The sequence below is a fragment of the Streptomyces mangrovisoli genome, assembly GCF_000974985.2.
GTDB lineage: Bacteria > Actinomycetota > Actinomycetes > Streptomycetales > Streptomycetaceae > Streptomyces > Streptomyces mangrovisoli.
The window spans coordinates 112,925-128,407 of sequence record NZ_LAVA02000004.1 but is presented as its reverse complement, the minus strand read 5'-3'; the positions used below and the strand labels follow the sequence as shown (position 1 = coordinate 128,407).

The window sequence follows — 15,483 nt, the reverse complement described above, 5'->3', positions numbered from 1 at the left end:
AGGAGGCAGTCGTCCTCGAAGCGGAGTCAGTCGTCCTCGAAACGCCAGAGAATCAGGACGTTCTCGTCCGACACACCGACAAGGCAGATGTCGACGGTGGGCCCGGCAAGGACCTTGGCGTGAAAGGACGACGCCAGGAAGTCGCCCTCTTCGCCGTCCTCCGCGTGCCCGTGATTGGTGAAGAAACGTGCGCCGTTCCCTGCGGCCCACACCACTTCCCGCAGGCAGGCGTCACGTTCCGGGTCCGGCGCACGAAGGGACTCACCGGGGCCGTACACCAGAGATCCGACCGAGATCAGCCCGGCGAGCTCCACGGCCTGCGCGGGCGAGACCTCCAGGACGCTCTCCCCCAACTCCCGGCGGTCGACGTGGCGCAGCACCGGATGCCCCTGGACCGCATCGATCACCGTGCCGTGCCAGTCCGCACCGGCACGCGCGACCAGCGTGGCGAACGAGTGAGCTCCGTCGAACCGGTCCTTCGCGCAGGCGGGCAGGGACCTCACCCGGAGGTCGGGTCGGGTCCGCGCCATGCCGTACTCCTCACTCCTCCAGAGGTGCCGGGACCCACTCAGGTCCGGCCTGACCGAGCCAACTGGTCGGTGACGTGGGCGAGCCAGGCGGCCGGGGTGTGGGGGGCCGGGGGGTCGACCTCCATGCCCAGTTCGGCGACGGCGACGGCGTAGTCGGACTCGTCGAGGTCGAGCGCGAGAAGTTCGTGCAGCTCGCCGATGAGCCGGGCGACGAAGTGCGGGTCGGTCGAGCCGCGGTAGTCCTCGACGGCAACGGCGTGGTCGGCGAACTCGTCGGGCATGTCCTGCGAGAACCAGCCGCCGAGGAACTGGCCCAGCTCGGGGAAGCGGGCATGCCACTCCCAGTGCGTGGCGGGCGCGGCCGGAGGCGGTACGTCGCCCTCCTCGACGCTGCGCCTGATGTGGTCGGCGAGGCAGCGGAGCCACTGCTGGACCTCGCCCTCGGCGAGCCCGACATCGGGGATCGCGTAGAACTCGCCCAGCCGCAGCCGCAGCCGTCCCGGCGGATTCTCCGCGTAGTCGCGCAACTGCCGCTCGGCGATGGACAGCGCCCACGGCCGGGTGTGCCAGGTCTGCCGCAGATAGGCGGTCAGGGCCGCGCCGGGCTTGTCCGGGGTGTCGTCCGCCGGATGCCCGAGGTAGGCGCGCATGACCTGGTCGAGCTCGCCGTAGCGGCGGTCGTGTTCGAGGGGGCTCAGGGGCACGGTGGTCAGCCTCCGCGGTCGCTACAGGAAGACGGGAAAGGTGGCGTGGACGGCGAAGCCGTGCGGCAGGGAGGCGTCCCGCCTGAGGACGACGCGGGCGGCTCGCACGTCGACGGGCTCCCGCCCGGCCAGCATCATCGCCTGCAGCAGGACCCGTCCGACCGGCTCGGGCCTGGACGGCCACGACGCCTCGACGGTCAGCCGCGGGCGCGTCGACTCGGCGAGCCAGCGGTGGATCAGCTGCTCGTTGGCGGTGACGACCTGCTGGGTCGCCCACTGGGCGGTCTCGCGGTCGGGGTAGGTGGCGGAACGAGTGAGCAATTCCGTTCTCTCCTGCTAAGTGTGCGGGGCGTCGGTCGGGTGGTCGCCGAGGGTCAGTCGTCCTCGAAACGCCAGAGAATCAGGACGTTCTCGTCCGACACACCGAGAAGGCAGATGTCGATGGTCGGCCCGGCGAGGACATCGGCGTGAAAGGACGAGGCCAGAAAGTCGGCCTCTTCACCGTATTCCGCGTGCCCGTGATTGGTGAGGAACCGTGCGCCGTCCCCCGCGGCCCGCACGACTTCCCGCAGACAGGCGTCACGTTCCGCGTCCGGCGCGCGAAGGGATTCGCCGGGGCCGTACAGCAGGGATCCGACCGAGATCAGCGCGGCAAGCTCCACGGCCTGACGTGCCGAGACCTCGAGGACGCCGTCTCGCAGCTCCCGGCGGTCGACGTGACGCAGCACGGGATGGCCATGGATCGCCTCCAGCACCGTGTCAGGCCAGTCCCCGCCGGTACGGGCGACCAGCGCGGCGAAGGACTGGGGTCCCTCGAACCGGCCCCGCGCGCAGGCGGGCAGGGCCCTCTTCGTCGTCATGAACCCTCCCCTGGCGCGCTCACGGCAGCCTCGGCATCGACGTGTAGACCACGTACGGCGGGTGCAGGCCGTTCTTGTACTTGAGTACGACCTCCACCGAGTGCGCGTCCTGTGCCGCGGTCGCACTCGGATTTGCCGAGGTGATGGTACGCCCGGTCACGGAATTGAACTCCACCGGATCCAGTTTCAGGATCGAGTTGTCGGAACGTGGCCTGGAGAGCCATCGCTTTATTTTCTCCTGGTTGTCCACGCCTCCGTTGGGCTGACCCGAATTCGCGGGAGGCCCCACGTACTCCACCGTGTCCTGCGTGTATTTCTGGGCGGACGCCAGATCGGGGAAGCTGGAGGCGGCGGGGATCGTCGGCTGATCCCTGAGCCGCTGCGCCAGTTGCTCGTCCGTCTTGCCCACGTGCTTGTCGATGACGTGGCTGTTGTGAACGCCCTCCTGATTCGCAAGGTCGATCGGATACGCGTGGTTGGCCTCGCTGTCGCCCGGCACCGTGTACAACGGATCGCCCTTGAAGTCCGTCAGCGCGCGGGCGCCGAAGGCCTCGGCCCGGGCGGACTCCGCGTCGAAGGTCGGGGCGCTCGTGTACGCCTCGTCCAGCGCCGCCATCAGGTCGTCGATCACGCGTGCCTGGCGGTGGACCCGGTTGTTGTAGGTGGCGACGGCGTCGTTCATGGCGCCTTCGTCGATGTTCAGGACGATGCCGACCGAGACGTCCGCGACCAGCCCCTTGCCCATGTGCCACAGCCCCTTCGCCAGGCTCTTGGCATCCGTGACGTCCAGCTTCCGCGGATCGAGCTGCTTGACGCTGTCGATGACGGCCTGCCGGTAGATCCGGTGCAGGTCGTCGCGGACGTCCTCCGCCGCCTTGGCCACGCTGTACACGGCGTCGACCATGGCCTCGCAGGTGTCGAACAGGACGCCGAAGACGGGATGGCTGGTTCCTCTTTTGCGCGCGCCGTCGTTCGCCCAGTCGTAGCCGTCGCGGGTCTGCCCCCAGGCGGACGTGCCCCACAGCGTGCTGCAGAACTGCCGCATGGCGTCGTACCACTCCTGGTTCGACTGGTCGGTGATGCCGCCGAGGTAGCCGGTCAGCATCCCGTCCACCATGCCGAGCGTGGTCTGCGGCATCCTCCAGCACTCGGAGATCTTGTTCAGCTGGAGGTGATCGGGCAGCGGCAGGATCGTCGCGGCCTTCCCCCACCGGCACTCGTGTTCCAGCAGGGGGCGCATGACGAAGAGCACCGCGGCCTCCAGCCCCTCCAGGGCCTTCTCCGCGAAGTCCTGGCCGGCGTCGATGTCCCCCCACTTGAAGTCCGTGACCGGTCCGTACCTGGGCGGGGTGTCGATCACCTGCGGCAGGGGCCGCTGCGTCGGCTGCCCCGTCGACGACGGGTTCGTGGCATGGTCGGCCGCCGCGTAGTTGTTGGCGGTGCTGGTGAATCCGACGCCGGCCCCGCCGACGCTCACCACCGACTTGGCCCACACCTCGAGGAACCTGTTGGCGATCTTCACGTAGGCCTTCGTGAAGTCCTGCATCGCCGAGCCCCGGCCACCGCCGTCCGGATACCGCGCCAGTTCGTCGAGGAACGCCTTCACCCCGCGGTCCAGGGGATCCTGTTGACCGGCCACGTTCGTCGAGACCTGGTAGAGGACCGACGGCGTCACGTCGATCTTCCCCTGCCCCGGGGCCGTCGGGGTCGCCATCAGGCGGCTCCCCAGCCGCGCAGGACCGCGCGGTGCGCGGCCGCGTAGTTGACGTGGCCGGTGGTGACGCACTGATGCAGCCACTTCTGGGCCGCCTGGAGATCCTGGGCGGAGCGGTCCCATTCGTCGAGCTTCTCGACGAAGATCTCGCGGGCCTCCCCCTTCCAGGAAAGCACCACCGGCTCGACCCGTTCGTAGAGGTCGTCCAGCCTGCCGTTGAGCTGCTTGAGGATGTCCTCCAGCTCGACCGCCAGTTCATGGAGCGCGGCGAACGAAACGGATATGTGGTCGCCGTCGGCACCAGTCGACATGATTCCCCCTGTTCCCCCTTGAGTCGCCGGCCGCCTTCGCGAGGCCGGCGCATGGCACGTCGGCCGTCAGAAGCCTTCCAGGCTGCTGCGCGGACGGACCGGCGTGTCAGCGGCCCCCGTGTTCGGCGTGGAGAGCCGGTCGACCTCGCTGTCGACGTCCACCTGGATACGGCGCATCCGTTCGAGCACGTCCAGATCGTCGGCGCTGAAGCCGTCGCGGCTCAGCCGTACGGCCTGCTCCAGGCCCTTCATCACTTCCCGGATGCGCACGGCGTCGGCCGCGGCGCCACGATGGAACTCCCGGTACGCCGTAGCCGCCGGGCCCCGCCAGCCGGCCTCGATGCGGTCGACGAGTTCGTCCATCCGCTTGATCTGCCGGTCGAGATGGTCCTGCATCGCGTCCAGGTCACCGGCGAGCTTGGTCAGGCCCGCGGACGACACCCGCAGGTCGGGACCACTGCCCTCACCCGCGCCCCCATCTGGTACTCCCATGCCGCATCCCCCGTCGTGTCGGCATCTCACGCCTCAACTGACCCGTGAATCATACGAAAGAGGAGCGGAGGGGGGCGGGGCAGGGGGTTCGACGAGAGCGAATTCTCGCCTGCGACGGGGAACTTGGGGGGCATCGGCGCCCAAGGAGGCGACCGCGCAACTCCCTTGGGCCCGGCCCGCAGCTCCTCCTGCTCGACGCTCACGGCACGCCGCCACAGCGACGCCCGTCTGCGTCGACACCAAAGAGCCCCCTCCCTGAACAGGAAGGGGGCTCGAGCGAGTCCGACAGCACCCGCACCTCGACGTAGCGGCCTCAACCTCACTCCACTTCAGCGGCCGAGGGCCTCGCTCGCCTCAGTGGCTGTGGGTGTGGCCCCCCGAAGCCGTCGCCGACTCCGGCTGCTTCACCGTCAGGGGGAGGAGCTTCTTGCCCGTGGGGCCGATCTGGATGGTCGTGTCCATGGCGGGGCAGACGCCGCAGTCGAAGCACGGGGTCCAGCGGCAGTCCTCGACCTCCGTCTCGTCGAGGGAGTCCTGCCAGTCCTCCCAGAGCCAGTCCTTGTCCAGGCCGGAGTCGAGGTGGTCCCAGGGGAGGACCTCCTCGTAGGTGCGCTCGCGGGTGGTGTACCAGTCGACGTCCACGCCGAAGGGGGCCAGCGCCTTGTCCGCGCAGGCCATCCAGCGGTCGTAGGAGAAGTGCTCGCGCCAGCCGTCGAAGCGGCCGCCGTCGTCGTACACCGCGCGGATGACCGCGCCGATGCGGCGGTCGCCGCGGGAGAGCAGGCCCTCGACGATGCCGGGCTTGCCGTCGTGGTAGCGGAAGCCGATCGAGCGGCCGTACTTCTTGTCGCCGCGGATCTTGTCCCGGAGCTTCTCCAGGCGCGCGTCCGTCTCCTCGGCGGAGAGCTGCGGGGCCCACTGGAAGGGGGTGTGGGGCTTGGGGACGAAGCCGCCGATGGAGACCGTGCAGCGGATGTCGTTGGAGCGGGAGACCTCGCGGCCCTTCGCGATGACCTTGGTCGCCATGTCGGCGATCTGGAGGACGTCGTCGTCCGTCTCCGTCGGCAGGCCGCACATGAAGTACAGCTTCACCTGGCGCCAGCCGTTGCCGTACGCCGTGGAGACCGTACGGATCAGGTCGTCCTCGGAGACCATCTTGTTGATGACCTTGCGCATGCGCTCCGAGCCGCCCTCGGGGGCGAACGTCAGGCCGGAGCGGCGGCCGTTGCGGGTCAGTTCATTGGCCAGGTCGACGTTGAACGCGTCAACGCGGGTCGAGGGGAGGGAGAGGCCGATCTTGTCTTCCTCGTAGCGGTCGGCCAGACCCTTCGCGATGTCGCCGATCTCCGAGTGGTCCGCCGAGGAGAGGGAGAGCAGGCCCACCTCCTCGAAGCCCGTCGCCTTCAGGCCCTTCTCCACCATCTCGCCGATGCCCGTGATCGAGCGCTCCCGCACCGGGCGGGTGATCATGCCGGCCTGGCAGAAGCGGCAGCCGCGCGTGCAGCCGCGGAAGATCTCCACGGACATGCGCTCGTGGACCGTCTCGGCCAGCGGGACCAGGGGCTGCTTGGGGTAGGGCCACTCGTCCAGGTCCATGACCGTGTGCTTGGACACGCGCCACGGGACGCCCGACCTGTTCGGGACCACGCGTCCGATACGGCCGTCGGGGAGGTACTCGACGTCGTAGAAGGCGGGGATGTAGACGCTGCCCGTCTTCGCGAGGCGGAGCAGGACCTCCTCGCGGCCGCCGGGGCGGCCCTCCGCCTTCCAGCCGCGGATGATCTCCGTCATGTCGAGCACGGCCTGCTCGCCGTCGCCGATGATCGCCGCGTCGATGAAGTCCGCGACCGGCTCCGGGTTGAACGCCGCGTGGCCGCCCGCCAGCACGATCGGGTCGTCCAGCCCGCGGTCCTTGGACTCCAGCGGGATGCCCGCCAGGTCCAGGGCCGTCAGCATGTTCGTGTAGCCCAGCTCCGTGGAGAAGGACAGGCCGAACACGTCGAAGGCCTTCACCGGGCGGTGGCTGTCGACGGTGAACTGCGGGACGCCGTGCTCCCGCATCAGCGCCTCCAGGTCCGGCCACACGCTGTAGGTGCGCTCGGCGAGGACGCCCTCCCGCTCGTTCAGTACCTCGTAGAGGATCATGACGCCCTGGTTGGGCAGTCCGACCTCGTACGCGTCGGGGTACATCAGCGCCCAGCGGACGTCACACGACTCCCACGGCTTGACCGTGGAGTTGAGCTCTCCACCGACGTACTGGATCGGCTTCTGCACATGCGGGAGCAGAGCTTCGAGCTGCGGGAACACGGACTCGGCGGCCGCAGCGACTTCGGCAGGCATCTCGCGAACCTTCGTGGGAGGACGGGGTGACCATCTAGCGTAACGCGGTGGCGGGTCCCGTCGGACATCAGACGTCCTACGTCACGTCCTGCGCCACGTCCTGCGCCACGTCCTGCGTCACGTCCTGCGCCACGTCCTGGATCACGTCCTGCGTCACACCGCCCCCTTCGTCCTGATCGACGCCCACAGGGCCGGGAGTTCCGCCTCCGCGCGGGCCGCGCGGGCCTCCTCACGGCCGTAGAGCAGGCCGTAGGTGAAGGCGCTCTCCCCCGCCGCGTGGGCCTGGGCGGCCAGGCCGCGCAGGGCCTCGCGGGTCATGACGCTGTCCTGGTGGTCGCCCAGCAGGGTCTGGAGCGCCTTCGCCGCCTTGACCAGTGCCGCCGCCGGATCGCCCAGCGCGGGGACCGCGGCCTCGGCGCAGTAGCGGGTGCGCTTGGCCTTCTTGCGGGCCTCGTGCAGGTCCAGGTCGCGCTCGGGGCCGGGGGGCAGCTCGAGGGCCCGTTCCACCAGGGCGGCGACCTTGCCGAAGTCCTTGCGCTCGGCCTTGCGGATCACCTTCTCGGGCGTGCCGGAAGCCGCCTTCAGCAGGGGCGGGTCGGCGAGCAGCGCGTCCAGCGTGTCGAGGAGCGTGAGATACCGCCTGCCGTCCAGTACGGCGATCAGGCGGCGGCGCGATCCGCCGCGTCTGGCGGTCGACCAGATCCGCAGCCGGGCCCGGACCGGGCCGAAGGCGAGGGTGCGGGGCAGTTCGGCGAGCGCGGTGGCGATCCGCTCGGTCAGGACCTCCTGGTCGCGGTCCACGCCGAGTTCGCCCGCGAGCCACTTCAGTTCCTCGCCGACGGGCGCCGTGACGGCGGGGTCGAGGACCTTGCGGTAGGACCGGAAGGTGCTGCGCAGCCGGCGGGTGGCGACCCGCATCCGGTGCACGGAGTCGTACTCGCCCTGCCGTACGGCCGGGTCGAGGGCGACGATCGCGTCGCGCTGGGCGGACAGGTAGGCGAGGACGTGGTCGCCGGCGGTGACGGGGGCGGTCCGCGGCTTCGGCGGTGACGGTGCCGGTGCCGGTGACTTCTGCTTCGCCTTCGGCTGCGACTGCCGTCCCTTCGCGCGGGCCTTGCCCGCCTTCTTCGCGCCCGGTGCCGTCGCACCCGGTGCCGTCTCCGCCAGTGCCCTGGCCAGCTTCGAGGGGGAGTCCGCCGGGCGTACGCCCGCCTTGCGCAGCCGCTTCTCCACCGCGTCGAGGAAGGCCGGGTCGCCGCCGTCGGCGAGTTCCACCTCGATCTCGGTCCACTGGGCGCGGCCGCCCTCCCCGGTCAGCCGTTCCGCGTCCACGGCGTCCACGCTGACCTCGGCGAGCAGGGCGCCGTCGGCGTCGACGAGGTGGCGGATGTCGCGGCTGGAGCGGAGCCGGACCAGGGGCAGCAGTTCCGCGTCGCGGACCCGGGAGCGGACGAGGGCGGCCAGGGCGCGGGGGACGCCGGCGGAGAGGGGGGCCTGGACCTCGTCGCGCACGCCGGGGGCGACCGGGAGTTTCAGATGCCAGCCGGCGTCCGTGCCGCCGGTGCGGCGGCGCAGGGTGAGCGAGGCGGAGGCGAGGCGTTCGTCGGAGGTGTCGTAATAGGTGGCGTCCAGGTCGGCGACGCCCTTGTCGATGACGGCCGCCACCCCGGCGACGCCGGTCAGGTCGGGCAGGCCACTGTCGTCGGACTCGTACTTACGCTCGATCTCGCGCTTTGTGTCCGCCATGGACTGAATCTAGTGGTTCGCACGCCCACGCGGCAGATGGCCTACCAGGTGAATCCCGGGAAAACGGCGGACGATCCGCGGGTGAACAAAACGGAAAGCGGGGTTCCGCAGAGGGAACCCCGCCCACCGACAGCCGTAGGGCCCTACGCCGACATGGGCCGCTGCACCTTGATCGACTGCAACAGCCCCACCGCCACCCAGACCGCGAACATCGACGATCCGCCGTAGGAGACGAACGGCAGGGGCAGACCGGTGACCGGCATGATGCCGAGGGTCATGCCGATGTTCTCGAACGCCTGGAAGGCGAACCAGGCGACGATGCCGGCGGCGACGATCGTGCCGTACAGCTCGGTCGTCTCGCGGGCGATGCGGCAGGCGCGCCACAGGATCACGCCGAGCAGGGCGATGATCAGGCCCGCGCCGACGAAGCCGAGTTCCTCGCCGGCCACCGTGAAGACGAAGTCCGTCTGCTGTTCGGGGACGAACTGGCCGGTGGTCTGCGAGCCGTGGAAGAGACCGGCGCCGGTCAGACCGCCGGAGCCGATCGCGATCCGGGCCTGGTTGGTGTTGTAGCCGACGCCCGCGGGGTCGAGCTCGGGGTTGGCGAAGGCGGCGAAGCGGTTGATCTGGTACTCGTCCAGGATGTGCAGCTGCCACACCGCGATCGCGCCGATGGCGCCCGCCGCGATCAGGCCGAGGATCCACCGTTTGGAGGCGCCGGAGGCGAGCAGCACGCCCAGCACGATGACGACCATGACCATGACCGAGCCCAGGTCGGGCATCAGCATCACGATCATCATCGGCACCGCGGCGAGGCCCAGCGCCTGGAGCACCGTGCGGTGGTCCGGGTAGGGCTTGTCGCCCGCGTCGACCCGGGCCGCCAGCAGCATCGCCATGCCCAGGATGATCGTGATCTTCACGAACTCCGAGGGCTGGAGCGAGAAGCCGCCGCCGAGCACGATCCACGAGTGGGCGCCGTTGACGGTCGAGCCGAGCGGGGTGAGCACCAGCAGGATGCCGAAGACCGACAGGCCGTAGAGGATCGGCACGGCCGTGCGCAGGGTGCGGTGGCCGAGCCAGACCGTGCCGATCATCAGGGCGAGCCCGATGCCGGTGTTCATGAGGTGCCGGATCAGGAAGTAGTACTGGTCGCCCTGGTTGATCTCGGTGCGGTTGCGGGTCGCCGAGAAGACCAGCACGGAGCCGATCAGCGACATCGCGATCGCCGCCAGCAGTATCGGCCAGTCCAGCCGGCGGGCCATCGAGTCGCGGGCGAAGATCCGCGTCCAGCCCGCCCGCTGCGGGCCGTACCCGGAGACGGAGAAGCCGTGGCCGGTCATGTGAGCATCCTCCGGCTTCCCCTGCGGCGCGGTCGCCTTCGGGTGTTGCTCTTGCTGGACGACGGCGAGGGGCTGGTGGCCGGCGGCTGGCTCTCGTCGCCGGGGCTCGCGCCTTCCTGGGTGGCCCGCTCGTCCTTGGCCGGGTCCTTGGAGACCTTGCCCGCGGCGACCGTGCCGTCCGTGCGGACCTTCGGCAGGCCCTTCTGCGGCGTGTAGAGCAGCGCCTTCGACTTGTCGATGGAGCCGTCCTTCTGGACGCCGTAGAGCGCGCTGTAGATGTTGCGGACCGCCTCACCGGAGGCACCGGAACCGGTACCGGCCTGGGAGATGGTCATGATGACCGTGTAGTCCTTGGAGTACGTCGCGAGCCACGAGGTGGTCTGCTTGCCGTAGACCTCGGCGGTACCGGTCTTGCCGTGCAGGGCGATCTTGTCCTGCGGCCAGCCGCCGAACTTCCAGGCGGCGGTACCGCGGGTGATGACGCCCGCGAACGCGTCGTCCATGCCCTTGAGGGTGGCCTTGCTGACGGGCAGCTTGCGCACCGCCTTGGGCTTGATCTCCTGGACGGTCTTGCCGTCGGCGCTGACGATCGCCTTGCCGATGGTGGGCTGGTACTCGGTGCCGCCGTTGGCGACGGCGCCGTAGATCATGGCCTCCTGGATCGGCGTGACGAGGGTGTCGCCCTGGCCGATCGAGTAGTTGATCTCGTCGCCCTCGCGCATCTTGTTGCCTTCGAGGCAGTTCTCGTACTCGATCTTCTCGACGTAGGTGCCGTCCTTCTTGCCGGACTTGCACCAGGCGTCCTTGTTGGCCTTCCAGTAGTCGAGCTTCCACTGGCGGTCGGGGACGCGGCCGGTGACCTCGTTGGGCAGGTCGACGCCGGTCTCCTTGCCGAGGCCGAACTCGTGGGCGGTCTTGAAGAACCAGTCCTTCGGCTCACCCTTCTTCGGGTTGATGCCGCCGTCCTTCTTCCACTCCCGGTCGGCGAGACCGTAGAAGACCGTGTCGCAGGAGACCTCCAGCGCGCGGCCGAGCGAGATCGGCCCGAAGTTCTCGCCCTCGAAGTTCTTGAAGACCTGGCCGCCCACCGAGTACGAGCTGGTGCACGGGTAGCCGCCGTCCCACTCGTAGCCGGCCTGGACCGCGGCGGCCGTGGAGACCACCTTGAAGGTCGAACCGGGCGCCGCCTGACCCTGTATGGCCCGATTGAGCAGCGGGTAGTCGCTGTTCTTGCCGGTCAGGGACTTGTAGTCCTTGGCGGAGATGCCGCCGACCCACACGTTGGGGTCGTACGTCGGCGCGGACGCCATCGCGACGATCCGGCCGGTCTTGGCCTCCATCACGACGACCGCGCCGGAGTCCGCCTTGTAGTTGGTGCCGGTGATCTTGTCGTACTGCTGGCGGGCGGTCTTCATGGCCGTGTCCAGCTCGTACTCGGCCACCCGCTGGACCCGGGAGTCGATGCTGGTGACCAGGTTGGAACCGGACTCGGCCGCGTCCGACTTGGCCTTGCCGATGACCCGGCCCATGTTGTCGACCTCGTACCGGGTGACGCCGGCCTTGCCGCGCAGCTCCTTGTCGTACTCCCGCTCCAGGCCGGAGCGGCCCACCACGTCGGAGCGCAGATAGGGCGAGTCGGTGTCCTCGGCCTGCTGGATCTCGTCGTCGGTCACCGGGGAGAGGTAGCCGAGCACCTGCGCGGTGTTGGACTTGCCGGGGCTCGGGTAGCGGCGCACGGCCTCCGGCTCGGCGGTGATGCCGGGGAAGTCCTCGGAGCGCTCACGGATCTGGAGGGCCTGCTTGGCGGTGGCGTCGTCGGTGATCGGGATCGGCTGGTAGGGCGAGCCGTTCCAGCAGGGCTGCGGGGTCTTCGCGTCGCACAGCCGGACCTTCTGGATGACCTCCTCGGGGTCCATGCCGAGGACGCCGGCGAGCTTGGTGAGGACCGCCTTGCCGTCGTCCGCCTGCTTCAGCAGGTCGGTCCGGGAGGCGGAGACCACCAGGCGGGTCTCGTTGTCGGCGAGGGGCACCCCGCGCGCGTCGAGGATCGAGCCGCGTACGGCCGGGTCGACGACCTGCTGCACATGGTTGCCCGACGCCTCCTTGGCGTACTCGGCGCCCTCACGGATCTGGAGGTACCACAGACGGCCGCCGAGGGTGCCGAGCAGGGAGAGGACGAGAATCTGGATGACGACGAGGCGGATCTGGACACGTGGGGTCCGTCCGGTCTCGGGAATATTGGTCACTGCGGCTGCCTCCCCCTCTCAGTGTGTGTCTGTTTCATATCCGACGGACCTGTGAGGCCCGACGCCGGCGGGGTCCAAGTCCGGTGCGGTCACAGCCGCTTGACCCCCTTGATGCGTCCGGCGCGGGCGGTGCGGGTGCGGGCCTTCACCTTCAGGCCGGCGAGGCCCCCGCGCTGGCTGCCGATGCGCAGCCCGGTGCCGCCGCTGAGCCAGCCCGAGGAGATGTCGGTGGCCTTGCCCGCTCCGGAGGAGCTGTCCGCGAGCGGATCGTTCTCCGCGCGGCGGGCGAGCGCCATGATCCCGGGGACCACGAACGGCGCCAGCAGCAGGTCGTAGAGGGCCGCCGTGCACAGCAGGCTGACCATGCCGACATGGCGGGCGGCGGTGTCGCCGACGAGGGCGCCGACGCCCGCGTAGAGCAGGGTGGTTCCCATCGCGGCGCCGACCACCACGACCATCGGGCCGGTGGCCGACTTCAGTTGGCCGTTGTCCGGCTTGACCAGGCCGGCCAGGTAGCCGATGACGCACAGCACCAGCGCGTAGCGGCCGGCCGCGTGGTCGGCGGGCGGGGCCAGGTCGGCGAGCAGGCCCGCGCCGAAGCCGACGAGGGCGCCGCCGACATGGCCGTAGACCATGGCGAGGCCGAGGACGGTCAGCAGCAGCAGGTCGGGGACGGCGCCCGGGAGGTGGAGGCGGGCGAGGACGCTCACCTGGATCACCAGCGCGACCACGACCAGCGCGCTGGAGAGCAGGATCCGGTTGAGACGCAAGGTGAATCAGCTCCTACTGCTGTTGCTGCTGGTCGTCGGCGGCGCTCGCGGAGGGGGTGACCGTGACGGTCACCGTGGGGGTCGGGGTCGGCTTCGGCTTGGCCGGCAGGACCGTGTCGCGCGGGTCCTTCTTCGGGGCCGTCACGACGACGCCGACGATGTCGAGCTTGGTGAAGCCGACGAACGGCGTGACGTACACGGTGCGGGTCAGGCCGCCGCCGGAGGGGTCGACGCGGGTGACCGTGCCGACCGGCACGCCGGGCACGAAGGGCTTGTCGCCCTGCGAGCCGAAGGTGACCAGCCGGTCGCCCTTCTTCACCTCGGCCTTGCCGTTGAGGAGTTCGACGCGCAGCGGGCGGTCGCCCTGGCCGGAGGCGAAGCCGAGTTCGTCGCTGCCCTCCATGCGGGTGCCGACGGTGAAGTCGGGGTCGTTGGCGAGCAGCACGGTGGAGGAGTCGGGGCCGACGGTGGTGACACGGCCGACCAGTCCGTCGCCGTTGAGCACCGTCATGTCCCGCTTGATGCCGTCGTGGGCGCCGACGTCGATGGTGATGGTCCAGGAGAAGCCCTGGGCCGCTCCTATGGCGATGACCTGCGCGCCCTTGATGCCGTACTGGCCCTCGGCGGAGATCTTCAGCATCTTGTCGAGCTGCTTGAGCCGGCTGCGGTTGCGGTCGTCGCTGCCGAGCTTCGCCTTGAGGACCGCGTTGTCCTTCTCCAGCTGCGCGAGCCGGTCGTGCCGGTCACCGGAGTCACGGACGGCCGAGACCGCGTTGCCGACCGGGTCGACGACCGTCGACACGCCGTTCTCGATGGGGCCGAAGACCGTGGCCGCGGCCTGGCGGGCGCCGTCGACCGGGGAGTTCTGCCCGCCGCGGATGTCCACCGTGATCAACGCGAACGCGATGGCTACCAGCAGCACCAACAGCAGCCGGCTCTCTCGTGTGTCCCTCACGTGCGGCGGCCGTGCCCTTCCCTGTAGGAATCCGGGTCGCCCCTGCCCGGACGGGCCGAGGGACGCGGTATGCGGGTTTTCATGGCTCTCATCCAAGCCTTGCGGCTGGTGCGGGCATATGTGACTCTCGCGAGCTTTGAGGGCTCTTGGGGGAGCTTATGCCTCTATATCAACGATCCGCCGCACGAGAGGAGATCATCTCGTACGGCGGAATCGAAGCGTTACGTCATCTGCGCGGAGCCGCGTCCAGAACCTGCTGGAGCGCCTCGAACTCCTCGACGCACTTGCCGGATCCGAGCGCCACGCTGTCCAGCGGGTCCTCGGCGATGTGGATGGGCATACCGGTCTCCCGGCGCAGCCGCTCGTCGAGGCCGCGCAGCAGCGCGCCGCCGCCGGTCAGCACGATCCCCCGGTCCATGATGTCGCCGGAGAGCTCGGGCGGGCACTTGTCGAGGGTGGTCTTCACGGCGTCCACGATGGCGTTGACGGGCTCCTCGATCGCCTTCCGCACTTCCGCCGCGGAGATGACGACCGTCTTGGGCAGCCCGGACACCAGGTCGCGGCCACGGATTTCGGTGTGCTCGTCGGAGTCGAGGTCGTACGCCGAACCGATCGTGATCTTGATCTGTTCCGCCGTCCGCTCACCGAGAAGGAGGCTGTACTCCTTCTTGATGTGCTGGATGATCGCGTTGTCCAGTTCGTCGCCCGCGACGCGGATGGACTGGGCGGTGACGATGCCGCCGAGCGAGATGACCGCGACCTCCGTGGTGCCGCCGCCGATGTCCACCACCATGTTGCCCGTGGCCTCGTGGACCGGCAGGCCGGAGCCGATGGCCGCGGCCATGGGCTCCTCGATGATGTGCACCTGGCGCGCGCCCGCCTGGGTCGACGCCTCGATGACCGCGCGGCGCTCGACGCCCGTGATGCCCGAGGGCACGCAGACGACGACCCGCGGCCGGGCGAGATACCGCCGCTTGTGGATCTTCAGGATGAAGTAGCGGAGCATTCGCTCGGTGATCTCGAAGTCGGCGATCACGCCGTCCTTCAGCGGCCGCACGGCAACGATGTTGCCGGGCGTGCGCCCGATCATCTTCTTCGCTTCGGCACCGACCGCGAGGATCCCACCGGTGTTGGTGTTGATCGCGACGACGGACGGCTCGTTGAGTACGATCCCGCGGCCCCTGACGTACACCAGCGTGTTGGCGGTCCCGAGGTCGACAGCCATGTCACGGCCGATGAACGACATTGAGTTCCCCATCAGGATTCTTCTGGCCTTCCCACAAGCTTTTGAGGGCTGTTCAGGTAGGCGAGGTGGGTGCGGTGACGTGAAGGCTTCCATCGTAGACGCGCCTTCACGAACACGGCGCGAGGGTCTTCGCCATTGTCAGCAGATGGCGTTCCGCCTCGCTTGTGGAGACGGTCCATCGGGGGCACTCGTTCCCTCGATCAGCCATGCGCATGCGAGATGGGCACGC

14 protein-coding genes are annotated in these 15,483 nt (G+C 69.5%); all 14 read right to left on the bottom strand.

The annotated features are described in order from the left end of the window. Positions 1-26: 26 nt before the first annotated feature. The 14 genes from WN71_RS02845 to WN71_RS02780 all read right to left on the bottom strand — a co-directional run bounded on the left by WN71_RS02845 (position 27) and on the right by WN71_RS02780 (position 15,254). Complete coding sequence (locus WN71_RS02845; protein WP_046586737.1) at positions 27-530, bottom strand: hypothetical protein; 504 nt, start codon at positions 528-530, stop codon at positions 27-29. 38 nt (positions 531-568) lie between these two features. Further along, positions 569-1,234 (bottom strand): contact-dependent growth inhibition system immunity protein, encoded by a 666-nt coding sequence (locus WN71_RS02840; RefSeq protein ID WP_046586739.1) that lies wholly within the window; start codon positions 1,232-1,234, stop codon positions 569-571. Between the two features lie 21 nt (positions 1,235-1,255). Further along, positions 1,256-1,555, bottom strand: a complete 300-nt coding sequence (locus tag WN71_RS02835) for an RNase A-like domain-containing protein (protein ID WP_046586741.1) — start codon at positions 1,553-1,555, stop codon at positions 1,256-1,258. A gap of 53 nt (positions 1,556-1,608) precedes the next feature. Beyond that, positions 1,609-1,989: a hypothetical protein gene (locus WN71_RS02830; RefSeq protein WP_143074793.1), complete on the bottom strand. Its 381-nt coding sequence runs from the start codon at positions 1,987-1,989 to the stop codon at positions 1,609-1,611. Between the two features lie 124 nt (positions 1,990-2,113). Beyond that, the gene (locus WN71_RS02825) at positions 2,114-3,808 is read right to left on the bottom strand and encodes an RNase A-like domain-containing protein (protein ID WP_052743068.1); all 1,695 of its coding nucleotides are present in this window, start codon (positions 3,806-3,808) and stop codon (positions 2,114-2,116) included. After that, on the bottom strand, positions 3,808-4,119 hold the full coding sequence (locus WN71_RS02820) for a WXG100 family type VII secretion target (protein WP_046586746.1): 312 nt from the start codon (positions 4,117-4,119) through the stop codon (positions 3,808-3,810). The genes WN71_RS02825 and WN71_RS02820 overlap by 1 nt, the downstream gene beginning before the upstream one ends. Before the next feature lie 66 nt (positions 4,120-4,185). Then, positions 4,186-4,611 (bottom strand): WXG100 family type VII secretion target, encoded by a 426-nt coding sequence (locus tag WN71_RS02815; protein ID WP_046586748.1) that lies wholly within the window; start codon positions 4,609-4,611, stop codon positions 4,186-4,188. A gap of 354 nt (positions 4,612-4,965) precedes the next feature. Then, a complete protein-coding gene (locus tag WN71_RS02810) occupies positions 4,966-6,951 on the bottom strand; it encodes a TIGR03960 family B12-binding radical SAM protein (protein ID WP_046586751.1) in 1,986 nt (661 codons plus the stop codon). 153 nt (positions 6,952-7,104) lie between these two features. Continuing rightward, positions 7,105-8,697, bottom strand: coding sequence for a CYTH and CHAD domain-containing protein (locus WN71_RS02805; protein WP_046586753.1), 1,593 nt, complete (start codon positions 8,695-8,697; stop codon positions 7,105-7,107). A 143-nt stretch (positions 8,698-8,840) separates the two neighbouring features. Continuing rightward, entirely contained in the window at positions 8,841-10,037 is a 1,197-nt protein-coding gene (gene rodA / locus WN71_RS02800; RefSeq protein ID WP_046586755.1) for a rod shape-determining protein RodA, read from the bottom strand. Beyond that, positions 10,034-12,283 carry a penicillin-binding protein 2 gene (mrdA, locus tag WN71_RS02795; protein ID WP_046586757.1) on the bottom strand — a complete coding sequence of 750 codons (2,250 nt, stop codon included), beginning with the start codon at positions 12,281-12,283 and terminating at the stop codon, positions 10,034-10,036. The genes rodA and mrdA overlap by 4 nt, the downstream gene beginning before the upstream one ends. Positions 12,284-12,372: 89 nt before the next feature. Further along, positions 12,373-13,053: a rod shape-determining protein MreD gene (gene mreD, locus WN71_RS02790; RefSeq protein ID WP_046586759.1), complete on the bottom strand. Its 681-nt coding sequence runs from the start codon at positions 13,051-13,053 to the stop codon at positions 12,373-12,375. A 13-nt stretch (positions 13,054-13,066) separates the two neighbouring features. Continuing rightward, positions 13,067-14,008 (bottom strand): rod shape-determining protein MreC, encoded by a 942-nt coding sequence (mreC, locus tag WN71_RS02785; protein ID WP_046586762.1) that lies wholly within the window; start codon positions 14,006-14,008, stop codon positions 13,067-13,069. Positions 14,009-14,234: 226 nt separating this feature from the next. Continuing rightward, positions 14,235-15,254, bottom strand: a complete 1,020-nt coding sequence (locus WN71_RS02780) for a rod shape-determining protein (protein ID WP_030779466.1) — start codon at positions 15,252-15,254, stop codon at positions 14,235-14,237. Positions 15,255-15,483: the final 229 nt, after the last annotated feature.